This is a genomic window from Kribbella pratensis, assembly GCF_004365355.1.
Lineage (GTDB): Bacteria > Actinomycetota > Actinomycetes > Propionibacteriales > Kribbellaceae > Kribbella.
Map to the genome: position 1 here is coordinate 383,633 of NZ_SODP01000004.1, position 21,955 is coordinate 405,587.

The 21,955-nt window shown below is 67.7% G+C and carries 22 protein-coding genes; 2 read left to right on the forward strand and 20 right to left on the reverse strand.

Translation table 11 applies throughout. The features are described 5' to 3' along the window. Window positions 1-92: 92 nt before the first annotated feature. The 17 genes from EV653_RS36180 to EV653_RS36260 all read right to left on the reverse strand — a co-directional run bounded on the left by EV653_RS36180 (window position 93) and on the right by EV653_RS36260 (window position 16,046). Window positions 93-1,289 (reverse strand): Gfo/Idh/MocA family protein, encoded by a 1,197-nt coding sequence (locus tag EV653_RS36180; protein WP_134110245.1) that lies wholly within the window; start codon window positions 1,287-1,289, stop codon window positions 93-95. Window positions 1,290-1,702: 413 nt separating this feature from the next. Further along, entirely contained in the window at window positions 1,703-2,386 is a 684-nt protein-coding gene (locus EV653_RS36185; protein ID WP_134110248.1) for a glycerophosphodiester phosphodiesterase, read from the reverse strand. A gap of 31 nt (window positions 2,387-2,417) precedes the next feature. Beyond that, on the reverse strand, window positions 2,418-3,743 hold the full coding sequence (locus tag EV653_RS36190; RefSeq protein ID WP_134110251.1) for an ABC transporter substrate-binding protein: 1,326 nt from the start codon (window positions 3,741-3,743) through the stop codon (window positions 2,418-2,420). Further along, window positions 3,740-4,552, reverse strand: a complete 813-nt coding sequence (locus EV653_RS36195) for a carbohydrate ABC transporter permease (RefSeq protein ID WP_134110254.1) — start codon at window positions 4,550-4,552, stop codon at window positions 3,740-3,742. The genes EV653_RS36190 and EV653_RS36195 overlap by 4 nt, the downstream gene beginning before the upstream one ends. Beyond that, the gene (locus tag EV653_RS36200; protein WP_238160688.1) at window positions 4,549-5,499 is read right to left on the reverse strand and encodes a carbohydrate ABC transporter permease; all 951 of its coding nucleotides are present in this window, start codon (window positions 5,497-5,499) and stop codon (window positions 4,549-4,551) included. The genes EV653_RS36195 and EV653_RS36200 overlap by 4 nt, the downstream gene beginning before the upstream one ends. Next, the gene (locus EV653_RS36205) at window positions 5,496-6,365 is read right to left on the reverse strand and encodes an inositol monophosphatase family protein (RefSeq protein WP_134110256.1); all 870 of its coding nucleotides are present in this window, start codon (window positions 6,363-6,365) and stop codon (window positions 5,496-5,498) included. The genes EV653_RS36200 and EV653_RS36205 overlap by 4 nt, the downstream gene beginning before the upstream one ends. A gap of 41 nt (window positions 6,366-6,406) precedes the next feature. Continuing rightward, the gene (locus EV653_RS36210) at window positions 6,407-7,795 is read right to left on the reverse strand and encodes an MFS transporter (protein ID WP_202871991.1); all 1,389 of its coding nucleotides are present in this window, start codon (window positions 7,793-7,795) and stop codon (window positions 6,407-6,409) included. After that, window positions 7,792-8,223, reverse strand: coding sequence for a MarR family winged helix-turn-helix transcriptional regulator (locus EV653_RS36215; protein ID WP_134110259.1), 432 nt, complete (start codon window positions 8,221-8,223; stop codon window positions 7,792-7,794). Before EV653_RS36215 ends, EV653_RS36210 begins: the two co-directional genes overlap by 4 nt. Before the next feature lie 21 nt (window positions 8,224-8,244). Further along, the gene (locus tag EV653_RS36220; RefSeq protein ID WP_134110262.1) at window positions 8,245-8,943 is read right to left on the reverse strand and encodes an MgtC/SapB family protein; all 699 of its coding nucleotides are present in this window, start codon (window positions 8,941-8,943) and stop codon (window positions 8,245-8,247) included. A gap of 21 nt (window positions 8,944-8,964) precedes the next feature. Continuing rightward, window positions 8,965-9,984: a 2-hydroxyacid dehydrogenase gene (locus EV653_RS36225; RefSeq protein WP_134110267.1), complete on the reverse strand. Its 1,020-nt coding sequence runs from the start codon at window positions 9,982-9,984 to the stop codon at window positions 8,965-8,967. Continuing rightward, window positions 9,981-11,441 carry an FGGY-family carbohydrate kinase gene (locus EV653_RS36230; protein WP_134110270.1) on the reverse strand — a complete coding sequence of 487 codons (1,461 nt, stop codon included), beginning with the start codon at window positions 11,439-11,441 and terminating at the stop codon, window positions 9,981-9,983. The genes EV653_RS36225 and EV653_RS36230 overlap by 4 nt, the downstream gene beginning before the upstream one ends. A 176-nt stretch (window positions 11,442-11,617) precedes the next feature. Then, window positions 11,618-12,418, reverse strand: a complete 801-nt coding sequence (locus EV653_RS36235) for a DeoR/GlpR family DNA-binding transcription regulator (protein ID WP_130442430.1) — start codon at window positions 12,416-12,418, stop codon at window positions 11,618-11,620. Beyond that, window positions 12,415-13,044 carry a histidine phosphatase family protein gene (locus tag EV653_RS36240; protein ID WP_134110273.1) on the reverse strand — a complete coding sequence of 210 codons (630 nt, stop codon included), beginning with the start codon at window positions 13,042-13,044 and terminating at the stop codon, window positions 12,415-12,417. Before EV653_RS36240 ends, EV653_RS36235 begins: the two co-directional genes overlap by 4 nt. Continuing rightward, the gene (locus EV653_RS36245; protein ID WP_134110277.1) at window positions 13,041-14,399 is read right to left on the reverse strand and encodes an FGGY-family carbohydrate kinase; all 1,359 of its coding nucleotides are present in this window, start codon (window positions 14,397-14,399) and stop codon (window positions 13,041-13,043) included. The genes EV653_RS36240 and EV653_RS36245 overlap by 4 nt, the downstream gene beginning before the upstream one ends. A gap of 135 nt (window positions 14,400-14,534) precedes the next feature. Next, window positions 14,535-14,768, reverse strand: coding sequence for a hypothetical protein (locus tag EV653_RS36250; RefSeq protein WP_134110281.1), 234 nt, complete (start codon window positions 14,766-14,768; stop codon window positions 14,535-14,537). Window positions 14,769-15,069: 301 nt separating this feature from the next. Beyond that, window positions 15,070-15,705, reverse strand: a complete 636-nt coding sequence (locus EV653_RS42395) for an excalibur calcium-binding domain-containing protein (protein WP_238160689.1) — start codon at window positions 15,703-15,705, stop codon at window positions 15,070-15,072. Window positions 15,706-15,800: 95 nt separating this feature from the next. Beyond that, window positions 15,801-16,046, reverse strand: coding sequence for a hypothetical protein (locus tag EV653_RS36260; RefSeq protein WP_238160690.1), 246 nt, complete (start codon window positions 16,044-16,046; stop codon window positions 15,801-15,803). Window positions 16,047-16,185: 139 nt separating this feature from the next. On the opposite strand from EV653_RS36260, the gene EV653_RS36265 reads away from it, so the two are divergent. Further along, the gene (locus EV653_RS36265; RefSeq protein WP_134110285.1) at window positions 16,186-17,598 is read left to right on the forward strand and encodes a glycoside hydrolase family 43 protein; all 1,413 of its coding nucleotides are present in this window, start codon (window positions 16,186-16,188) and stop codon (window positions 17,596-17,598) included. 41 nt (window positions 17,599-17,639) lie between these two features. Here the strand turns inward: EV653_RS36265 and EV653_RS36270 are convergent, their stop codons facing one another. From EV653_RS36270 to EV653_RS36280, 3 genes are all read right to left on the reverse strand, one after another. Next, the gene (locus tag EV653_RS36270) at window positions 17,640-18,461 is read right to left on the reverse strand and encodes a carbohydrate ABC transporter permease (protein ID WP_134110289.1); all 822 of its coding nucleotides are present in this window, start codon (window positions 18,459-18,461) and stop codon (window positions 17,640-17,642) included. Beyond that, a complete protein-coding gene (locus EV653_RS36275) occupies window positions 18,458-19,300 on the reverse strand; it encodes a carbohydrate ABC transporter permease (RefSeq protein ID WP_238160691.1) in 843 nt (280 codons plus the stop codon). The genes EV653_RS36270 and EV653_RS36275 overlap by 4 nt, the downstream gene beginning before the upstream one ends. Window positions 19,301-19,558: 258 nt before the next feature. After that, window positions 19,559-20,851 (reverse strand): ABC transporter substrate-binding protein, encoded by a 1,293-nt coding sequence (locus EV653_RS36280; protein WP_134110296.1) that lies wholly within the window; start codon window positions 20,849-20,851, stop codon window positions 19,559-19,561. 300 nt (window positions 20,852-21,151) lie between these two features. Here EV653_RS36280 and EV653_RS36285 point away from each other — a divergent pair, with 300 nt between their 5' ends. Next, window positions 21,152-21,865 (forward strand): hypothetical protein, encoded by a 714-nt coding sequence (locus EV653_RS36285; protein WP_134110300.1) that lies wholly within the window; start codon window positions 21,152-21,154, stop codon window positions 21,863-21,865. Window positions 21,866-21,955 lie beyond the last annotated feature (90 nt).

Genomic DNA, 21,955 nt, shown 5'->3' on the forward strand with positions numbered 1-21,955 from the left:
CTGACCCGGGGAGAGTGGAGTGCTCGCGGAGCAGCCGCCGCGAGGAGCGGCGTGACGATCGTAGCGGCGGTCGCCCCGCGAACGAAGGTCGGCTACACAGGCGCGTCGCCGTGGTCGGGGATTTCCAGTTGTACGCCGCCCTGGAGCGCGGACTGGTGGGCGATGATGCCGGGGAGGGTGTAGCGGGCGGAGATCCAGGCGTTGATCGGCGGGAGGGTCTTGTCGGCTACCGCGCGGACGAAGTCGTCCGCGAGGAAGTGGTGGGAGCCCTCGTGGCCGTTGTGCAGGCCGGCGAACTCCTTCGGCAGGCGGCTGCGGTCGTGCACCGGCGAGAGGCCGGAGCGGAACGCGTCGCGCAGCGCGGGGTCGACGTTCGCCAGGTCGGCGTCGTCGAGTGAGCTGCTCGGCTTGGTCTCCATCAGGTGGGAGACATCCTCGACGCCTTCCTTGTTCTGCCACAGTGTCGTGGTGGCGAGCTGCTCGAAGCTGCCCTCGGTGCCGAACACGCGCAGCCGCGACTCGCGGATGTGCGACGGGTACCCGACGCGGCGCATCTCGTTCGTCCGCATGATGCCGCCGTCGGCGAGCTTGAAGAGCGCGGTCGCGTTCGAGAAGTCGTTGTTGAACTGGCTGACGTCCTTGTCGAAGACGCCGTCGCCGCGGTCGTCCTCGACCCCGATCGCCGACACGTGCGTGGCGTGCTGACCGGTCACCGAGAGAACGTTGCCGACGGCATGCGTCGGGTAGAGCAGCGGCGGGAACGACGCGGTCTTCTTCCAGTCGTCGCCGCCGGAGTACTGGTACGCCGCGTAGAAGCCGAGGTCCATGTCGTGGACGTAGTCACCCTCGGAGTAGAACACCCGGCCGAACGCACCCTCGGCGAGCTTCTGCCGGCAGTACACCGACGACGGGTAGTAGAAGCTGGTCTCGCCCATCATGTACGTCAGGCCGGTCTCCTTGACCAGCTCGATGATGCGCGCGATCTGGTCCGCCTCGATCGCCATCGGGACCGTCGAGTACACGTGCTTGCCGGCCTCGAGCGCCTTGATCGCCATCTCCCCGTGCAGCCACCGCTGCGTGAAGATCGCGACCGCGTCCAGGTCCGACTCGAGCATCTCCTCGAACGACGCGTGCGTGACTGCGATGCCCTGCTTGGCGGCCATCTCCGCGGTCCGCTCCGGGATCACGTCGGTCAGCCGCACCTCGGACACATCCGGGTGCGCGGACCACAGCCGCAGGAACGAAGGAGCAAACTGTCCGGCGCCAACCACGCCGATGCTGATTCCCATGCACGCTAGGCAATCACACATTTATGTTCTACGGAAGAACAAATTCACACGTTGGAACATGTGCCCCCAGCCGACCGCCGCCTCCGGCGGCACGAGGAGCCACGTTGGAACCTGTGCCCCAAACCCACGCCACCTCCGGCGGCGGCACGAGGAGCCGCGCTGGAACCTGCGCCCCAAACCCACGCCACCTCCCGCGGCGGCACGAGGAGCCGCGTTGGAGCGTGTGGGAGTCCGAGTCCACCGCCTCCAGCGGCGGGCTGGACGGGCGGTGGTGGACCGCCTGGTCTCCTGCGGACCGATTGGACTTTGGGCGCCCACCAACCATTTTCGTCGCGGCGAAACGGTTGATGGGTGCTCAAAGTGCCGTCCGGACGCGCGGGGTGGGCCGGTGTGGGCGGTGTGGGGGTGGGCGGTCAGTGGGGGTGGGGTGAGGTGAGGAGGTGGGGGTTGTCTGTGGTGATGCCATCGACGCCGAGAGCTACGGCTGTGGCGAGGGTTTCGGGGTCGGGGACCGGCCAGGCGGTGGCGGACAGGCCGGCGGCGTGGAGTTCGCTGACGGCGGCGGGGGTGAGGCCGGTGATGCCGCAGAGCGCCCAGGTGGCGTGGGCGGCTCGGGTGCGGGTGATTACGTCGGGGATGTCCGGAGTACGGCCGAAGATGTGGCCGGTGGTCACGTCGGGGAAGGCCTCGCGGATCGCCAGCAGGATCTCGGGGTGGAAGGACGTGACCAGCGTCCGGGCGGCGAGTGCCCGGTCCGACTTCAGGGATTGGGCGAGCAGCGGTACGGCGGACTCGGCCTTGATCTCCGCCTGGATGCGGACGTCGACGGCAGCGACCGTCTCGGCCCAGGTCGGGACCTGCTCGCCGAGGCCCGCATCCAGTGCCCGGAGCTGCGCAAGCGTCAACGAGGCGACCTCGCCCGACCCGGAGGTGGTCCGGTCGACGGTGGCGTCGTGCATGATCACGAGCTCCCCGTCGGCACTCACCCGCAGGTCGAGCTCGATCTCGTCGCAGCCGTCCGCGACCGCCCGGCGGAACGAACGCAGCGTGTTCTCCGGCTCCGTCCCCAGCGCACCGCGATGCCCGGTGATGATCACGACAGCAGTCCCTCGTCCGACCCGGTGATGATCACAGCACCTTCTCCTCGTAGAGCCGTTTGACCTCGGTGCCGATCGCTTCGAGCCGCTTCGCGACCGAGCCGAACACCTTCTTCGGTTGGGCATTGTCCGCGTAGATCTGCTGCAGGCCGGTGTAGATCTGCACGTTCGCGTTCCGTCCGTACAGCCGGATCGCGTCCTGCTTCCGCGCGTTCTCCAGCTGCGCGATCGCCACCCCGTAGTTCGGCTGCTCGGCGATCAGCTTCTTCAGCTCGGCATCCTCACGCGCCTTGTTCACCACCGGCAGGTAGCCGGTCTGCGTCGTCCACCAGGCCGAGTTCTCCGGACGCGCCAGGAACTGCAGGAACGTCGCCGCGGCCTGCTTGCGCTCGTCCGAGATGTTCCGCAGCATCCCGATCCCGCCGCCGCCGGTCGCGAGCCCGGTCGCGACCTCGGACGGGATGAAACCGGCCCCGACCTTGAACTTCGCCTTGCTGCTGATGGTCTTCATGCCACCGGTCGATTCCTGGATCACCGCGACCAGCCCGTTGGCGAAGTCCGTACTCGGGCTACTGGCCATGTACGCCGCCCCGAGATCGTGCACCATCGACCGTTGCCACTCACCGGCCGCGACGGCGCCGGCCTCGTCGATCGTCACGTCCAGCCCGCGCGAGTACGCGCCGCCGAACTGCCAGACGTTCCCCTGGAACTGCCAGTCCCCGTCGATCTTCGCGAACGCGATCGTCCGCAGCGACCGCCCACCGGACTGCACCTTCGCCAGTGACGGCACCCACGACCGCAGCTCGCTCCAAGTCCGCGGCGCCCGATCCGGCAGCCCGGCCTTCTCGAACGCGTCGCGGTTGTAGTACAGGATCGGCGTACTCCGGGCGAACGGAACCGCCCAGCTCTGCCCCTTCACGACGTACTCCCCGAACAGCTTCTCCTGATAGACCCCCGGCCCGAAGCCGTCGTTGAAGTAGCCGTTCAGCGGCTCGAGCGCCTCGTTCAGGAAGAACCGTTCCCAGGTGACGTCGGACAGTACGGCGAGATCCGGCGCCTGCTTCGCGACCAGCGCGGCCGCGACCTTCTGCGCGACGTCGTCGTAGCTGCCCTGGAACTGCGTCTCGACGTAGACGTGATCCTGCGAATCGTTGAACTTGGCAACGAGTTTGTCGACTGCCTTGCCGTTGACCCCGCCGTACGGCGACCAGAAGACCACCCGCGTGCGGTTCGCGTACTGCTTCGGCACCGCCCCGGCCGGCTGCGAGTAGACCGCATCCACAGACCGGTACCCACAGCCCGCCAGCGTCGCGCCGGCGGCGAGCCCGAGGAACATCCTGCGCTTGAGCATCGTCATCCCTTCAGAGCTCCCTGCGTGATTCCGCCGACGATGTAGCGCTGGGCGATCAGGAAGATCAGCAGCATCGGCGCTAGCACCAGCAGCGTGCCGGCCATGATCGTCCCCCAGGCCGCGAGGCCCTCCTCGTCCTTCAGGATCAGCAGGCCGACCGGCAGCGTCCGCATCGAGGCGGTATTGGTCACGATCAACGGCCAGACGAAGTTGTTCCACTCCTCGACCGCGGTGATCACCACGACCGTGACCAGCATCGGCTGCGACATCGGCAGTACGACGCGCCACAGCGTGCGCAGGTGTCCCGCGCCGTCGACCGCGGCCGCATCCGTCACCTCGGTCGGTAGCGTGAGGAAGTGCTGGCGCATCAGGAACGTCGCGAAGGCAGATCCGATGCCGGGGATGATCAGCCCGGCGTACGTGTTGATCCAGCCGAGTGTTGCCACGGTCAAGTAGTTCGGCAGCAGCGTCACGTGGCCAGGCACCATCATTGCCCCGAGCACCAAGAAGAACAGCACCTTCTTGAAGGGGAATCGCAGGTACGCGAAGGCATACGCCGTCAGTACGGCATTGATGACCTTCAGCGCCGTACCCACGACCGTGATGATCGTTGAGTTCAGGAAGTACCGGTCGAACGGCGCGGCCTTCCAGGCCAGGCTGAAGTTCTCCCAGGTCAGATGCGGCCACCACGCCGGCGGCCACTGGTAGATCTCACTCGGCTGCTTGAACGCCGTGGACAGCAGCCAGTACAGCGGTCCGAGGAACACGGCCGCCACACCGATCAGTACGACGTACTGGATCGCGCGGAGCTTCATCGGTAATGCACCCGCCTCTCCATCACCTTGGCCTGCACCGTGGTGACGACCAGCAGGATGACGAACATGATGATCGACAGCGTCGCCGCGCGGCCCGCGTTGAATGCCTGGAAACCCTCGTTGTAGATCGACCAGCTCAGCGTGGTGGTGGCATCACCAGGGCCACCACCGGTCATCACCGCGATCACGTCGAAGGCCTGGAAAGTGCCGATCACCGTGGTGATCAGCAGGAAGAAGGTGATCGGGGCAAGCAACGGCAGCTTGATCGCCCGGAACCGGGTCCAGGTCGAGGCGCCGTCGATCGCGGCCGCCTCGTCGAGCTCCTTGGGCAGGCCTTGCAGACCGGCCAGGTAGATCAGGGCCGCGAAGCCAACGTTCTTCCACAGGTAGACGATGACGAGCCCGGGCAGCGCCCAGTCGGAGTTGTTCATCCAGTCCGGCGGCTCCGCGCCGAACGGCTCGATCAGCGCCCGCAGCAGGCCGTAGCCGGGGTCGAAGATGAACGCCCAGATCGTGGCGACCGCCGCACCGGACAGGATGTGCGGCGCGAACGCGATCGTCCGGACCGCGCCCCGGCCCTTGAGCGGCAGGTTGAACAGGAACGCAAGCGCCAGCCCGATGATCAGGCTGCCGACCACGATCAGGCCGGTGAACACGACCGTGATCCACAGCGTCTTGTGGAACGCCGGGTCGGTCAGCGTACGGCCGTAGTTGGCCAGGCCGATGAACTTCGGCCGGGCGGCGATCATGTTCCAGTCGGTCAGGCTGAGGAACGCGTTGTAGATGATCGGCCAGTACGCGAAGACCGCGATCACCAGCAGGTTCGGCGCGACGAGTAGGGCGAACAGCCCGTACTCGCGACGGCGCCGGCGTTTCAGCTGATCGTTGCCGGTGGCAAGTGTTCGTTCGTCCGGATGCGTCCGCGCCGGCAGTTCTACTACCGTCACACCGACCTCCTAGGGGTGAGGATGTCGAGAAGTCCGGCCGCGAGGGAGGGCGCGGCCGCCAGGATGCCTTCTGGAAAAGCCGTTCCGGGTCCGCGGACCACGGTGGCGCCGGCCTCGCGGGCGATCAGCGCGCCGGCGGCAATGTCCCAGGGCTGGATGAGGTGCTCGTAGTACGCGTCCGACGTACCGTCCGCGACCGAACACAGGTCGAGGGCGGCGGATCCGCCACGACGGATGTCGCGTACGGCGGGGAGGAGCCGGCGGAGGTGCTCCGCCTGTTCGGCGCGGCAGTCGGGGAGGTAGGCGAAGCCCGTGCCCACCAAGGCCGTCTCCAACCCGACCTCCCGCATCGGCCCCAACCGCCGACCGCCATACCAAACCGTTTGGTATGGAGCGTCGTCGCGGGCATACCAAACGGTTTGGTATGGCGGGGTGTCGCGGCGATGAGCGCCGCCGTTGCGGGTGGCGGACCAGGTGGTGCCGGTGCGAGGTTGGTGGACTGCGCCGGCAACGGCGCCCTGTTCGTCTTCGACGGCGATCGAGACGCACCAGTCGGGACGGCCGTACAGGTAGTTGACCGTGCCGTCGAGAGGATCGATCACCCAGGTCAGGCCAGTGGCCGACGGGGACGCACCTTCCTCACCAAGCAGCCCGTCGCCGGGCCGGGCGGACGTCAGACCGTCGGTGATGAGCTTCTCGGAGGCGCGGTCGGCCGCGCTGACCGGGTCGCTGACCGAGGTTTTGGTTTCGACATCGGCGGCGTCGATCGAGAGACTCTGCTGACGGACCAGCAGCTCCTCGCCTGCCGCGACGGCCAGCCGGACGGCCAGTTCACACAGGTCAACAGGTGTCGAGGGGGCGGGCATGCCGGTGAAATTATCACCGCTTGATGGTTACGTATAGAGAATCACTGTGATTTTCTCGCGAAGATCACATCCAGGAGCAGAATCACCGCGATCCCGCCGACCAGTAGGCCAAGGCGGTGCAGGCCGGCGTCGGTGGCCGGGCCGGCGAAGACGAGGGCGATCGCGGCGGCGGCGAGGTTCGCTCCGACGTACTGCGAGGTGCGGAACAGGCCGGCCGCGGCACCGGCGACCTCGGGCGGGGCGGCGCGGTACACGGCCAGTTGGTTGCCGAGCCCGTTGAACCCGTTCGGTACGCCGAGGATCGCGCTGATCAGGACGAGCACGGCGATCGGCGTACCGGTGTGAACTCCGAAGGCGAGCGCGGCGCCCCCGACCAGGAGGCCGGCCGAACCGATCAGGAGCAGCAGCCGGTCTCCGTGGCGGCGAGCGAGTTTGGTCGCGATCGCGACGGTGATCGCACCGAGGGTCGCGATCGGCAGGACGACCAGTCCGACCTGTGTCGGGTCGAGCCCCCGGCCTTGCTCGAGCCAGCCGGGCAGACCGTAGAAGATCGCGTAGAAGGCGACATACGTGAGCATCGTGCGGAGGTAGCCGAGGGACAGCGGCGCGCTGCGGGCCAGCAGGCGTACGTCGACGAACGGGGTCGTGGAGCGACGTTCCCAGAGGATGAAGAGCACAACGAGCGGGACTGCTGCGCCGAGCAACCACCAGTTCGGGTTGGTGGTCAGTGAGAGCAGGACCAGCATCAGCGTGGTCATCGCGAGCGTGAACAGGACCAGCCCGGCGAGGTCGATCTCCCGCCAGAGTTTCCGGTCGTCGTCCGCCGGCCGGGGCGGATCCTTGGGCACAAGCCGGAGTACGGCGACGCCCGCGACGGCGGCGACCGGTAGGTTGACGAGGAAGATCGCCTGCCAGTCGAACGTGCCGACAAGGAGACCGCCGACGCTCGGGCCCAACGCCGCGGAGGTTTGGGCGAAGACGGACAGCAGTCCGAGCGCACCCACGGCGGAAGCCTTGCGACGGTCGGCAATCCTGCGGATCATCGCAACGCCCGAGGGGAACTGCGCGCCGGTCCCGATTCCGAGCAGGACCCGCGCGACGATCAACCACCCGAGGCTCGGCGCGAGCGGGGCCAACGCCGACACGACCGCCACGAGCGCTAGTCCGGCAAGGAACACTCGCCGGGCACCGACGAGATCAGCGAGCCGCCCGGCCGTCGGCGCCGAGACCGCGGTCGCGAGGTACAGCCCCGAGACCAGCCACTGCGTCTCGGTGCCCGCGTGGAAGTCCGCGCCGATCGCGACCAGCGCGACGGCGATCATCGAGGAGTTCAGCGGCTGCAGCAACGTGCCGAGACCGACCGAGGCGGCATACCGCGCCGGCAGCTCCCCGGTCCGAACTGCCTCCCGTTCCTCCACGGCCTTGGTCACTCCACGACCTCCGAGAGTTGGTCCATGAGGCGGGCGGCCAGGTGGAGAAGTTCTTGTTCAGTGGGGGTGAGGGTTGCGTCCATGGCCTTCGCGAGGAAGGTGTCCCGGCGACGGCGGTCTTCGCGGACGAGAGTGGCTCCGGCGGGCGTGATCTCGAGAAGAACCTGCCGTCGGTCGGCGGGATTATCAGCACGGCTGATGAAACCGCTCGCCACCAGGTCGGTCGTGGCGCGCATCATCGTCTGCGGGGTGACCCGCTCGGCGGCGGCCAGGTCGGCGTTTGTCATCGCGCCTTCGCGTTCCAGCCAGCCCAGCACGTTGAACTGGGAGTAGCTGAGCTCACCCTCGGGACGCTCCTGCCGCAGCCGGCGGACCAGACGGAACAGGCTGGTCCGGATCTCGTGGGCAGCAACATCCGTCGAACTCATACCATCAGCATAGCTGATGGTTCAATCGTCGTCGTCGTCCCGCAGCCGCACCCCGGTGACCCCGTCGAGGTCGTCCAGTGCGAGCACCAGGTGCTGCAACGGCGCCCGACCGGTGAACCGCATCGACGCCAGTACCTGCGGTCGCGACCCGTCCCGCCGCTGCACCTCGGTCCCGAGCACAGACGCCTCGAACCCCATCGACGTAGCGGTCGAGAGGATCGACCGCAGTACGCCGGAGCCGTCGTCGTACCGCACCGTCACGATGCGGCGACGGTCCGGCGAGGGCAGGACCCGGGCCAGCCGGGCGAACGGACCGACCGCAACAAGATACAGCACGGTCGCGGCGACCGCGAGCACCGGCATCCCGGCTCCGCAGGCCATCCCGATCGCCGCCGTCATCCAGATCGTGGCCGCGGTTGTGAGCCCGCGGACCACGTCGCGCCGCATGAAGATCACCCCGGCGCCGAGGAATCCGACGCCGGACACGACCTGGGCGGCGATCCGGGACGGGTCCAGGTTGACCTCCGTCCCGAGGACCGCGTTGAAGCCGAAGCCGGAGACCAGGGTGAACAGGGCCGCGCCGGTGCCGACCAGCGTGTGCGTCCGCATTCCCGCGCTCTTCTGCCGGATCTGCCGTTCGATGCCGATGATCATCGACAGCACGAACGCGATCAGCAGCAGAAGGAGTTCGATCCCGGTACTCGATGTTGCCAGTTTCATGGTTCGTACCCTGTGCCCCGACTACGCGGACACCAGTCCTACCGGGTCCTTTCCGGACAGGAAGGCTGCCACCGCCTCCGCGGCGATCGAGCCCGCCCGGTGGGCGGTCTGCCGGGTTGCGCCGGCCAGGTGAGGGGTCATCACGATGTTCGGCGCCGTCAGCAATCGCGACCCGGCGGGCACGGGCTCAGCGGGAAACACGTCGAACGCCGCCGCCCCGAGCTGGCCCGACTCCAGCGCGTCCACCGTTGCGTCATAGTCGAGCAGACCACCGCGCGCAGTGTTGACCAGTACGGCGCCGCGCTGCATCGAGGCGAGCTGCTCCGCACCGATCATCCCACGGGTCTGATCTGTTAGCCGGGCATGCAGGCTCACCACGTCGGACCGCCTCAGCAGCTCGTCGAGATCCACCAACTCGATGCCCTCCGGCGCCTGATCGACGTACGGATCGGCGACCAGGACATGGGCGCCGAAGGCAACCATCACCCGCGCGACCCGTTGCCCGATCGCGCCGTATCCGACCAGCCCGACGGTGGATCCGTCGAGCTCGCCGCCGCACTCGTCGTACGCGTAGAGGTCGGACCGCCACTCGCCCAGCTCCAGCGTCCGCTGCAGTCGCGGAAGGTTGCGCAGGGCACCCATCATCAGGGCGACCGCGTGCTCCGCGGCCGCCACCGCGTTGCGCCCGGGCGTCGACGCCACCGCAATCCCTCGCCTCGCCGCAGCGGCAACGTTCACGTTCACGGGGCCACCGCGGCAGACGACCAGGTACCGCAGGTCGGGCGCGGCATCGAGCACCCGCTCCGTGAACGGCCCCATTTGCGTGACCGCGAGCTCGACCCCGGCCAGCGCCTCGATCAGCTGGTCCTCGACATCGCTCGCTTCGTCCACCTCGGCGACCCGCCCGTACGGCGTCAACGGCCACGGCAACATGACCTCACGAAACTCGAATGCGACGTCCGGGATCGTGCTGAGCGCCGCGGCGAGCAGTTCGTTGCGTACGAAGTGGTCGCCGGCGAGCAGCGTCCTGACGGTTCTCATCGATCTCCTGTGAACGTGGGTGCTGGGTCGGACCAGCGCGGGCGGGCCGCCTCGATCCGGCGCAGGTAGTGGGCGTATCCCTCGGCGTAGAACTCGGCGCGGGCCGGATCCGGGTCGACCTGGCGGGTCTCGGCGATCCACTCCGCGCCGGCGCTGTCCGGGTCGACAGCGCGTCGCGCGCAGATCACCGCACCGCGCGCGGCGACCTGTTCGGCCTCGGCTGTGTGCAACGGTGCGTTCAGTACGTCGGCGAGGATCTGGGTCCACTCGCTGCTCCGGGCGCCGCCGCCGCAGACCGTCACACGACCGGTCCACCCGGCTGCGTCGAGGCAGTGGCGAGCGGCGTACGCAATTCCTTCGCAGGTGGCGCGGACCAGGTCGGCCGTGGTCGTGGCCAGCGAGATGCCGTCGACCGTTCCGCGGGCACGGGTGTCGACGAACGGCGCACGTTCACCAGCCTCGGACAGGTAGGGCAGGACGGTCACGCCGGACGCGCCGGGCGGGCTTTCGGCGAGCAGACCGGGCAGTTGAGCAGTACCGACGCCGACAAGCGCGAGCACGCGATCGAGAGCCGCCGTACCGACCATGGCCGGCATCGCGCGCAGCCAGACGCCGGGGGTCCAGGTGCCGAGGAACAGGCCGGCGGGCTCGCCGTCGACGGGCAGTTCACGGGTGACGACCTGGCACGCCAACGTCGTACCGACAGTGAGAAGCGCGTCTCCCGGATCGGTCACTCCCGCGCCGGCCGCAGCGGCGGGAAGGTCGTACGGCCCGGCTGACACCCTGGTCCCAGCGGCCATGCCGGTCGAGTTGTCTCGCAACTCGCCAACCGGCCCGCCCACCGCGACAGGCGCCAATAGGTGACGCACCTCGGACAGCCCGGTCGCCGCGAGCGCCTCCGCGTCGTACTCCCCGGTCCTGGGATCAAGAAACGGCGCCGACGCATCGGAAACATCCGTCGCCCGTACTCCGGTCAACGCCTGCATCACAACGTCCTTGCAGTACGCCGCCGTACCGGCCCGATCGATCACCTCAGGCTCTTCCGCCCGTACTGCGGCCAGCAGCGGCCCGGACGCACCAGGAAACATCCGGTTGCCCGAACGCCGGAACACCTGCTCGGCGACACCATCCGTCGTCCAGCGCTCGAGGATCGGGCTCGACCGCGCGTCGAGCCACGAGATCGCCGGGCGGACCGGCGTACCCTCGTCGTCCACCAGCCAGAGGCCGTCACCTTGCGCGGTGATCGCCAGCACACCGGGCCGGGTCCCGACTGCGCCGGCCAGCTCCTGCACTACCTCGTTGACCGAGGCAACGATCTCTGCGGTCTCGTGCTCGAATCGCCCGGTACTGCGATGAACCAGGCGCGTCGGCCGGGAGGCCTCGGCCAGCGGCCGGCCGTCGGCGTCGAAGGCGACCGCCTTGGTCACGGTGGTGCCGACGTCTACTCCGACGTCCATACGCACCCTCCTCAATGCTGCAGCTCAGGTGTCCTTCGAGTGATTGCGGTGTCCAGGTGCGTGCATCGGGGTGCTTGAGCAGTGGCCTCGATGCGGAGCATCGTGGGCGCTGGTCAAGTGCCGCGAGGTGCGTGCCTGGGCGCCGCAAGCGCCGAAGGACACCTGAGCTGCAGCGTTCATAGTTTGGCTACCTCCACGGTGGCGCCGTGGTCGCGCAGCGGTTCGATCAGATCCTGCGGGGTTTTCTCGTCGACGATGACGACGTCGAAATCGGTGAGCGGCGCGAGCCGGTGCAGAGCGGTGCGCTGCAGCTTGGCGTGGTCGACCAGCAGCACCTTGGTCCTTGCCGAGCGCAACATCGCCCGCTTCACCAGGACGATTTCCTCCTCCTGGTGGAACGCATGCGTCGACGACACCGCGGACACCGAGCAGAACAGCAGGTCGGTGTGCAGCGCCTCGACGGCCTCCGCGCACGGCATCCCGCCGAACGAGTCGTGGGTCGCGGAGTAGATCCCGCCGAGCGCGAGCAGCGTGATGTCGCGGAGCTGGGACAGCCGGGTGATCGCGGGCAGGAAGTTCGTTGCCACGGTCAACGGTGTGATGTCCTCGATCAGGTCGATCAGGGCCAGCGCGCTGGTCGAGTCGTCCAGCATCACCGACATCCCCGGCTCGATCATCGCCCGCGCATGCCGGGCGATCGCGGCCTTCTCCGCGTGCGCGGTGTTCAGCCGGTACGCGACGTTGCTCTCGAATACGCTGGTCGGCTGCGCGCTGACGCCGCCGCGGTACTTGCGGACCACGCCCTGCCGCTCGAGCTCGTCCAGGTCGCGGTGCACCGTCATCACGCTCACCCCGAACGCCTCGACCAGGTCGTTGGCCGAGACCGAGCCGTGCTTCACGACGTACGCCGCGATCTCGGCCTGCCGGCGCGCGGGCCGGCTCAGTTCGGTGGTGTCGCCATCGACTTCCGATGTCATTCCTGGATCTCCATTCGCACAGGATCGGGCACAGGCGGAACGTTGTACGCCTCGAGACCCACTGTGCCGTCCTGCCACCGGAAACGCACCAGTGCCGCGGGACCGAGCGCAGGTAGCAGTCTGCGGTAGTCGTTCAGTCGCAGTCCGAGCACCCTGCACACGAGCAGCCGGATGAGTGTGTTGTGCGCGACGACGAGGACCCGCTGACCCTCGTGCCGCTCGGCGATCTCCCCGAAGACCTCGTGCACCCGGTCGGCCGCGTCGGCGGGATGCTCGCCGCCCGGGAAGTGATCGAGCACCGGGTCCAGCACGAACGCCTTCGCCACCGCCGGCGGCAGTTCGCTGATCATCTTGCCCTCGGCCGAACCGAAGTCGACCTCCCGCAGCCGGGCATCCAGAGTCGGCTCCAGATCCAAAGCCTCAGCGATCGGTCCGATCGTCTGCCGGGCCCGCAGCATCGGTGAACACCACAGCGCGTCCGGCGCGTAGTCCAGCGCCCAGTCCTTCAACTGTTCAGCCTGCCGTACGCCGACCTCGTCGATCGGGAGGTCCGTCGAACCGGTGTACCGGTTGCCGTGATGCCATTCGGTCCGGCCATGGCGGGCCAGGACGATCGTCGTTCTCATCCGCGATACCCCCGACGGTCGAGCTCCGCGACAAATGCGCCGTACAGGTCGTCAAGCCGTTGGCCGCCCGGTTCGAGCACGCGATCCACTCGGACCATGCGGCGCGCGGTGCCGGTGAGGTCGGTCCCGCCGGACGCAGCCAGGACAGCCATGCCGTACGCCGGATCCGGTACGGCCGGAAGCTCCACCGGTACGCCGAGAACGTCGGCGCGAAGCTGGTTCCAGTACCCGCTCCGCGTCGCTCCCCCGGTCAGCGAGACCGAGCGGACTGGATCGGCGCCGAGCGTCTCGAGGTGCTCGAAGGCGAGCCGCTCGATGAACGCGACGCCTTGCAGCACGGCGAGGTACGTGTGGAGATCGTCGGCGGTGGTGCCGAGGGTGAAGCGCTCGGCCTGCGGCGCGACGAAGGGGAACCGCTCGCCGGTCTTGGTGAGTGGATACGTGACGGCATCGATCGGGCCCCGGGCGCGGGCCGCGCGGTCGAGAGCGTCGAGGTCGGCCCCGGGAAGAAGCTCGGTGAGTACGCCGGCGCCTGTGCTGGACGCGCCACCGGGGAGCCACCCGCCGTCGGGATGACGATGGCTGTAGACGGCGCCGGTGGGGTCCGTCAGCAGCTCGTTGCTGACGCCTTTGAGGACGAGCGTCGTACCGAGGACGGAGTTCCAGGCGCCGGGGCTGAGTGCACCGGCGGCGATCTGGGCGGCGCAACCGTCGGTCATGCCCGCGTGGACGGGAACGCCGGCGGGTGTGCGGCCGAGCTCGACGCCGGGACGGACAACCTCGGGGAAGGCGGACAGCGGGAGGCCGAGCTTCTCGAAAGCCGCAGTCGGCCAGGCCTCGGCAATCAGGTCATATCCGGTCTTGAGGGCGTGGCTGGTGTCAGTGGCGACGGGATGGCCGACGAGGTGGGCAGCCACGAAATCGGCGCTGTGGACGACGCGACGATCGGCGAGGTCGTGACCGTCCGCGACGAGGTCGAGGATCTTCGGTAGGGCCCAGGTGGGTTGCATGCTCGTGGCCCAGCGGTCCGGGTCGGCGTCCACGATCTGGTCGCGACGGGAGGCCGCGCGCGCGTCGTCGTACATCAGGGCCGGGGTGACCGGTCGGCCGGAGCGGTCGGTCAGGAGGAAGGTGCCGGAGGTCGAGCAGATCGCGATGCCGTCGAGCCCGGTCGTGCCGACCTCAGCCAGGACTGCGTCGACGGCGTCGAGCCAGCCCTGTGGATCCTGCTCGTGGCGGACGCCGTCACGGTGGCTGGTGAGCGGGCGGGTTGCACGGGCCAGCACGCGGCCCTTGGCATCGGCCAGCACGGCGCGCACACTTTGCGTGCCGAGGTCGAGACCGATCCAGCCCACGAAGCCTCCCAGGTGAGTGTTATCTAGGTTGATAACATAACACCAGAAGGCGATAAGAACGCGCCAGCCTCGTGGCCGAACGCGGACACACCACGGCTCCCGCAGCCGGTCGGCCGACGGGAGCCGGATTGACGATCAGGAGTGCATCAGCACCAGGGCCGGGTCGACCGTCGCCAGCTCGATGCGGCCGGCGTCGACCGCGCCGTACGCGCCGATCGGGCCGCTGCTGCGGCGGCCGTTGCGGTTGGTCCAGAAGCCCCAGCCGGCCGGTGCGTCGGGCCAGGCCGGGTCGGGCTCCCAGCCCATCGGCGGACGCCAGCTGTCACTCGGTGGTTCAGGCCAGTCGGGTGGAGCGTTGAACTTGTGCACGAGCGGTCCCTCCGGATTCCCCAGCGATCCGCTGATTCGCGAACTGCCTGACAGATCAACGACCTGGCGCGCCGAATGTCACGGATAAATCTTCGTAAAGTTTCATCCGGCACACGGCCACCTATCTCACCACCAGAACCTCACCCCGGCAACCGTTCTCTCACCAGCCGGACTGCACGTGCAGCCTCACCGGCATTAGCTGCCTCCTCCACAACCAACCTCAAGTTGTCCACAGCAACCGTCCACCTATCCACAACCAGACCCTGTTATCCACAGGCGTTTCTGTGGACACAGCGTGGCCTTACTCGCAGGCGACTCCGTCGCCGTCACGATCGAGATGTGCGGCGTACCCCGGGTCGCCCCGGTAAAGCGGTGCCTTGCCGGCGGCCCGGACAGCCGCGCAGTTGGCGTAGTACACGCTGGTCTCCGGAGCTTTTGTCGTTTTGGGTTCGGTGCTCTGGGTGTTCTGGGCCAACGGCACCGGCGCGGTGGTTCTCGTGGTCCTGTGGCTCGTCGGCGGCGCCGGGACCGTGACGGTCCGGGCAGGCAGCGGCGGCTGGGTGACCGTTGCCGTCGGCCCAGGAACGGTCTGCTGCACGGTGACCGCCGGAGCCGTCACCGTCGTTGTCGGACCGGGGACGGTGACCGTGGTGCCAGGCGTCGACGAGACCGCGGCCGGGCTGTTGTTCGCGCCGATCGCCGCCAGGATCACGATGAACGCGACCGCTCCCGCGGCCCAGCCCGCGATCAGCTTCACCGGCGGCTCGGCGCCGTACCTTCCGTTCGGTCCGCGCGTCCGCAACCCACGCGCATTCAGCCAGAACGCCCAGCCGGGCGGCGCCGGTGGCCAGGACGGGTCCGGCTGCCAGCCGGGTGGCGGTTGCCAGTTCGCTTCCGGTGGCGTCGGCCAGGCCGGTGGTGGATTGAAAGTTGCCATGGTGAGTTCCCCCTCCGGGGTTACATCCGGTCACCGTGACGTTGTGTTACATCTCGAAGAGAATGAGTTCGAGCTGCTCGGCTCGGTCCGCCGGATCAGGCGGCGATGGTCTCGCTGATCCGGGACGGAAGCGCGCCGGCGGCAACCGCCTGGTCGAGCACGGCGAGCTGGGAACACGCGAGCGCGACCGCTTCGGCCTGGGTACGGCAACCGGCGGCGTACCAGTAGGGATCGTCCGGCTGACGATCATCCGCGTCGTCGATGTCGGCGTACCAGCAGTCGTGCCGGTAGTTCACGACCCGAACCTTGAGCTTCATGTGGGGTGAGACGCCATACCTCATCCACAAGTTCCTTCGACCCAGGTCCTGAGGTACTCCGCCACATCGTTCGATCCTGGCGCAAAGGGTTTACAACGTTGACAAAGAGCCAGTAGAACCTTGAGCGAGACCGGTCCGCCCCCCAGGTTTCGAGAGGTGTGCCATGAGGTTCTTCCGTGCCGCAGTGACCGCAACAGCCGCCGTACTGCTGACCGGCGTCCTGGCTCCCGCCGCACCAGCCGCTCAGAAGCAGGAGGGTGTCGTGGCCTCGCAGACCTTTCGGAATCCGGTGAATTCGGCCGCGGATCCGTCGTTGATGTTCTACAACGGCAAGTACTACGTCGCGACCACCCGCGGCGACCGGATCGGGATCTGGTCGTCGGCCAGTCTCGCCACGCTGCTCGTGCAACCGGAGCAGGTGGTGTGGCGGGACTCGGACACCTCGCGCAACACGCAGATGTGGGCGCCGGCGTTCCGCCACGTCGGCGGCCGTTGGTACATCTACTACACGGCCTCGGACGGCGTCGACGCGAACCACCGGATGTATGTCCTCGAGTCGGCCGGCGACGACCCGCTCGGACCGTACTCCTTCAAGGCCAAGATCGCGGACTTCGATGAGTACGCGATCGACGGCGAGCCGATCACGGTCAACGGTCAGCAGTACTTTGTCTGGACCGGCCCCGGCCGCGGTCAGGGCGGACCGGCGCAGCTGTACATCGTCCGGATGAGCAACCCCTGGACGGCGAGCGGCGACCGCGTCGCGATTCCCGCGGACGGTGGTTGCTCGGAGGTCCGCGAAGGACCGACACCGCTGTACAGCGCGACCCGTACGTTCCTGACCTACTCGACGTGCGACACCGGCAAGCCGGACTACCAGCTGTGGATGAAGAGCATCGCGAACGGCGCCGACCCGATGGTGGCGTCGAACTGGGTCCAGCACGCCGGCCCGATCTTCTCCCGCAACGACGAGACCGGCGTCTGGGGTCCGGGCCACCACTCGTTCTTCAAGTCGCCCGACGGCACCGAGGACTGGATCGCGTACCACGGCAAGAACACCAGCACGTACACGTATTCATTCCGTACGACGCGGGTCCAGAAGATCACCTGGAACGCCGACGGCACCCCGAACCTCGGCCGACCGCTCGCCGCCGGCGCCACGCAGAACCTGCCGTCGGGCGACCCCGGTTCGTCGAACTACTGGATCAACGACACCGACAGCACAGTGGTGTACGCCGGGAACTGGAGCTCGGGATCCGGCTGCGGCAACCAGTGCTTCTGGGGTAACGACCACTGGAGCGGCGAGACCAACGCGACCGCCACGATCCACTTCACCGGCACACGCGCCGCACTGCTCAGCGTCGCCGACACCGGAAACGGGATCGCCGCGATCTCCGTCGACGGCGGCCCCGAGCAGCGCATCGACTACTACAGCTCGATCCGCGTCGGCGAGCAACTGATGTACATCAGCCCCACGCTCGCCCCCGGCGCCCACACCTTGAAGGTGCGAGTCACCGGCGACAAGAACCCGGCGTCCACCAGCACAGTCATCAGCCTGGACCGCATCGAGGTCTACTAGCCGATCAGGTACGACGTACCGCGAGCCCGTCGACCTGGTCGTCACCCCTTCAGGCCGGAGGCGAAGCCGCGGATGACGTAGCGCTGGAGGACCAGGAACAGCAGCAGGATCGGGAGGGCGGCGAGGATCAAGCCGGCCGCGACCAGCCCGTAGTTCGACGTGTATTGGTTGACGAACGCGAACACCCGCACCGGGACGGTCTCGTGTCCGGAGCCGCCCAGATAGAGCAACGGTGTGAAGAAGTCGTTCCAGATCTGTACGGCGTTCAGGATCAGGACTGTTCCGGTGATAGGCCGGAGCAACGGGAAGATCACGTGCGCGAACGCTTGCAGATGCGAAGCCCCGTCGATCAGCGCGGCGTTCGTGTAGTCCGCCGGCAGCGAGCGGATGAAGCCCGTGTACAGGAAGACCGTGAACGGCAGCTGGATCCCTGTGTAGAAAAGGATCATGCCCTGATAGGTCCCGAGCAGACCGAGATTGTCGACGAGTTGGTACAGCGGGATCATCCCCAGCTGGAACGGCAGGATGATGCCGACCAGGAACAGGATGTAGAGGCTGTAGCTCAGGCGGGTCGCCGTACGAGCGAGGAAGTACGCCGCGAGCGAGCCCAGCGCGATCAGCAGCAGAACGCTGACGACTGTGATCAACGTGCTGTTCAGTAAGGCCGAGCTGAGTCCGGCCGACCGCCAGGCCTCGCCGAAGCTCCCCACGCTCGGCGGGGACGGCAACGACAACGGCCGGTTCGCGATCTGCTGGGGATCCTTGAACGCCAGCGTAACCAGCACGTACACCGGGAACAGGAACCCGATCGCGACCGCGATCATCACCAGCTCCAGCAGGAACGTGCGCGGGCGATACTTCATGCCGCCGTCTCCCTCGACCTCAAGTACCCGATCTGCAGGAACGACACGGCCGCGACGAAGATCGCCAGTACCAGCGCGACCGCGGTGCTGTAGCCGAACTTCCCGAACACGAACGCCTGCTTGTACAACACCGTCGAGAGCGTGTCCGTCGCGTACCCGGGTCCGCCGTTCGTCATCGCGATGATCTGGGTGAACAGCGTCAGGCCGCCCACCGTCGACAGCATCACGTTGATCGTCACGGCCGGCGCGAGGAGCGGCCAGGTGATATGGCGGAAGCGGGCGACCGTACCGGCGCCGTCGACCATCGCGGACTCGTGCAGCTCGGCCGGCACGCCTTCGAGCCCGGCCAGGAAGATCACCATCGAGTACCCGGCGCACTGCCAGATCACCGTGAACGCGACCGACCACAAGGCCAGCGACGGATTCCCCAGCCAGTCCTGCCGCAATGCACCGAGTCCGACCGCTCCGAGGGCCGCGTTCAGCCCCGCGTCCGGCGCCGGGTTGTAGACGAACTTCCACAGGAACGACACGATCACCGGGCTCACCACGACCGGCGCGAAGAACACCAGCCGCAACGCCATCCGACTCTTGATCCCGGTGTGTACGCCGAGCGCCAGCAGGAGCCCGATCCCGTTCTGCACAACGACGATCGCGACCGTCAGCAGCAGCGTGTTACGCAACGCCCCGAGCGCCTGGCTGTCGTGCGCCAACTGTTTGAAGTTGTCGATCCCGACAAAGGTCTTGGCGTTCCCGATCCCCGACCAGTCCGTGAACGCCGACCCCGCACCCGCGATGCTCGGATACAACACCACCACGGCGTACACCAGCACAGCCGGCACCGCGAACCACCACGGCGGGACGATCCCGCCTCGCCCCCTTCCCTTACCCGCGGCCTTTCGTCGTACCGATTCAGGTGTTGGAGCAACAACGGCTGTCATTGGACCGGTCGCGGGCTCCGGACATCCATGGAAGGAGTGCGCCGCGACTGCCTCCCTTCGAGGACGCGGAACTGTCGGTTCGGGTCTCGCCTACGCGTGAACCTCAACTGTCTGCCTCCGCGTGGTAGTTGGAATCCCCGCTTTGCAGTCGGGAGGACGTCAAGCTTTCTTCCGGTAGGCCTCGTCCATTTTTTTCAGGGCGGCGTCGACGGTTGTCTTGCCGCCGAGGAGTTCCTGGACGACGGCGAAGTGGGTCGGCTGTACTTCGGCGTTCGGCCAACGCTGGTCCATGAAGGGGACCGCCTTGTTCGCCTTCAGCGCGGGCAGGAACAGCGTCAGCGCCGGGTCGACCTTCGCGTCGCCGTACAACGGGACGCAGGAGACGGCCTCGGCCCAGGTGTTCAGGTTCTCCTGTTGGCCGCAGTAGTCGAGGAACGACTTGGCCTGATCCGACTTCTTGCTCTTCGCGCTGACCGCGATACCGACCACGACACCGGCCGGAATCCAGTTGTCAGCGGCAACATCCGTGGCCGGGAACGGGAACATCGACAGGTCGTCCGGCGTCTGCGACGCGGCCCGGAACGCCGACAGCACGGCGGAGACCTGGACCGCCATCGCAGCCTTGCCGGTGGCAACCATCGAAGTGGCCTGCTCGTACGTCGTACCGTTCGGGTTGTCGTTGAAGAAACCCTTCTTCTGCAGCTCGAGGTACTTGTTCATCGCGTCGACCCAGCCGGACTCCGCGAACGAAGCCTGGCCGGCGAGCATCTTGTCGTCGAAGTCGGGCGTCTTGGCGTAGACCGTGCCCGGGACCAGCGCGTACGGGATCAGCTGGGTGATCCACGGCGTCTGCGCGCCGAGCGCGATCGGGACGATGCCCTTCGCCTTGAGCTTCTCGCAGACCGACAGCAGCTCTGACCAGGTGGTCGGCGGCTCGACGCCCGCGGTCGCGAACGCCTTCTTGTTGTAGATCGCGCCGAGCATGCTCGAGCCGGGCGAGAAGATGTACGTCTTGCCGTCGCTCTGGAACGCGCCCTTGAAGCCGTCCGGGATCTTCTGCGTCCAGGACTGGCTGCTGAGGTCGGCGAGCAGTCCGGCCTTGGCCAGCTGGGCCATCGACATCGCGCTGCCGTTGCCGGGGTAGACGACATGTACGTCGGGTGCGTTGCCGCCGCCGAGCTGGGTCCGGAGCGCGGTCTGCACCTGGTCGGCCGGTGCGAACGAGAGGTTGAAGTCGAAGCCGGAGTGCGACGACTTGTACGCGTCGAGCACCTTCCGCAGGCCGGCCTCCTGGTCGCCGACGCCGATCACCTTGAGCGTGCCGCCGGACGACGACGAGCCGCTGCCGCCTCCGCCGCAGGCCGCCAGCGTGCCGACCGCAGTGGCGGCGACAGAGGCACCGCCGATCAGCTGCAGGAGCCGCCGTCGGCTGACGGACTGGTCGAGTGCCATGGGTCCTCCTGAGCGCCGGAGATACCGGCGAAGAGTGTGAAGTAACCGCAGGATCGTGTTACTTTCGTCACCGGGACGCTACGTATGGCCCGGGAGAGTGTCAAGCCCTCGTTGAAAGGATTCAGTCAGGAGCGGTCCGAAAAGGTCTCCACCGGGGTTTTGGGCTCGTGCCCGTCTCTCCTGAGAAGATGGCGCCGTGTCCGTGACCGCCTCCCCGCATCCGGCCGGTACGCCGTACTCCGTACTGCTGCCCGGCGGTCCCGCTCTGTCCACGCGCTCGACCTGTGGGCCGGTGCACGCGTGAGACGAGTCCTCCTGGCCGGCCTTTTGCTGCTGGCTCTGGCGCTTGGCGTAGGCGGCGGGTACTACACCGGCGACCGCCTGGACGCCCCAGAACCAACCGCCTCCGGCACCGCCGGCCCCCTGGGCACCGTGTCGGAGTCCCCGTCACCCACTCCCACGGAGCCGTCCCTGCCGGTGAAGACCCCGGTCCCGAGCAACCTCGAGCCCCTCCAGCCAGGCCTCGAATACACCCGCCGCTCGTTCACCGTCACGCCACAGGACGAGCCGTCGGTACAGCTCTCGATCGAGATCCCCCAGGGCTGGAAGCAGACGCGCGACCCGAAGCGGCCGCAAGAGGTGAAGTACCTGGACGACCAGAAGGAGCGAGGGGTCCGGATCGAGGCGGTCGAGCCGGTCGACACGACTCCCGCGGCAGCGATGGCCCAGCTCATCGTCGACCTGAAGAAGAGCCAGGCGCCGGAGAACGACGTACGGATCGTCAGCCACACCACCGGCCAGATCAACGGCGAGGACGGTGATCCCCGCCCGGTCGCGACGCTGATCTACACCTATATCCCGGGCGAGACGCTCCGCTATGTGATCGTGCGCTGGATCGCGATCGACGGCCAGCTGACGAACGTCGAGATGAGTATCACCGGCATCCCCGAGGACGCCGCCGCGCTGGACGAGGTTCTGCAGCGGACCTCGACGTCGGTCCATCAGGTCGGCTGAGCGCTTTCACGGAATTGTTACCTCGAGACATGCAACCTGAGACTGTACTCAGGTGTCTTCTGTTGAGTAAGGAACTGGGGAAGGTGGGGG

What these genes read in the sequence shown, in the direction of transcription:
- EV653_RS36180 (WP_134110245.1), bottom strand. Translation starts at nt 1,289, where the DNA reads ATGGGAATCAGCATCGGCGTGGTTGGCGCCGGACAGTTTGCTCCTTCG.
- EV653_RS36190 (WP_134110251.1), bottom strand. Translation starts at nt 3,743, where the DNA reads ATGACGATGCTCAAGCGCAGGATGTTCCTCGGGCTCGCCGCCGGCGCG.
- EV653_RS36195 (WP_134110254.1), bottom strand. Translation starts at nt 4,552, where the DNA reads ATGAAGCTCCGCGCGATCCAGTACGTCGTACTGATCGGTGTGGCGGCC.
- EV653_RS36205 (WP_134110256.1), bottom strand. Translation starts at nt 6,365, where the DNA reads ATGCCCGCCCCCTCGACACCTGTTGACCTGTGTGAACTGGCCGTCCGG.
- EV653_RS36215 (WP_134110259.1), bottom strand. Translation starts at nt 8,223, where the DNA reads ATGAGTTCGACGGATGTTGCTGCCCACGAGATCCGGACCAGCCTGTTC.
- EV653_RS36220 (WP_134110262.1), bottom strand. Translation starts at nt 8,943, where the DNA reads ATGAAACTGGCAACATCGAGTACCGGGATCGAACTCCTTCTGCTGCTG.
- EV653_RS36225 (WP_134110267.1), bottom strand. Translation starts at nt 9,984, where the DNA reads ATGAGAACCGTCAGGACGCTGCTCGCCGGCGACCACTTCGTACGCAAC.
- EV653_RS36230 (WP_134110270.1), bottom strand. Translation starts at nt 11,441, where the DNA reads ATGGACGTCGGAGTAGACGTCGGCACCACCGTGACCAAGGCGGTCGCC.
- EV653_RS36235 (WP_130442430.1), bottom strand. Translation starts at nt 12,418, where the DNA reads ATGACATCGGAAGTCGATGGCGACACCACCGAACTGAGCCGGCCCGCG.
- EV653_RS36240 (WP_134110273.1), bottom strand. Translation starts at nt 13,044, where the DNA reads ATGAGAACGACGATCGTCCTGGCCCGCCATGGCCGGACCGAATGGCAT.
- EV653_RS42395 (WP_238160689.1), bottom strand. Translation starts at nt 15,705, where the DNA reads ATGGCAACTTTCAATCCACCACCGGCCTGGCCGACGCCACCGGAAGCG.
- EV653_RS36260 (WP_238160690.1), bottom strand. Translation starts at nt 16,046, where the DNA reads ATGAGGTATGGCGTCTCACCCCACATGAAGCTCAAGGTTCGGGTCGTG.
- EV653_RS36265 (WP_134110285.1), top strand. Translation starts at nt 16,186, where the DNA reads ATGAGGTTCTTCCGTGCCGCAGTGACCGCAACAGCCGCCGTACTGCTG.
- EV653_RS36270 (WP_134110289.1), bottom strand. Translation starts at nt 18,461, where the DNA reads ATGAAGTATCGCCCGCGCACGTTCCTGCTGGAGCTGGTGATGATCGCG.
- EV653_RS36280 (WP_134110296.1), bottom strand. Translation starts at nt 20,851, where the DNA reads ATGGCACTCGACCAGTCCGTCAGCCGACGGCGGCTCCTGCAGCTGATC.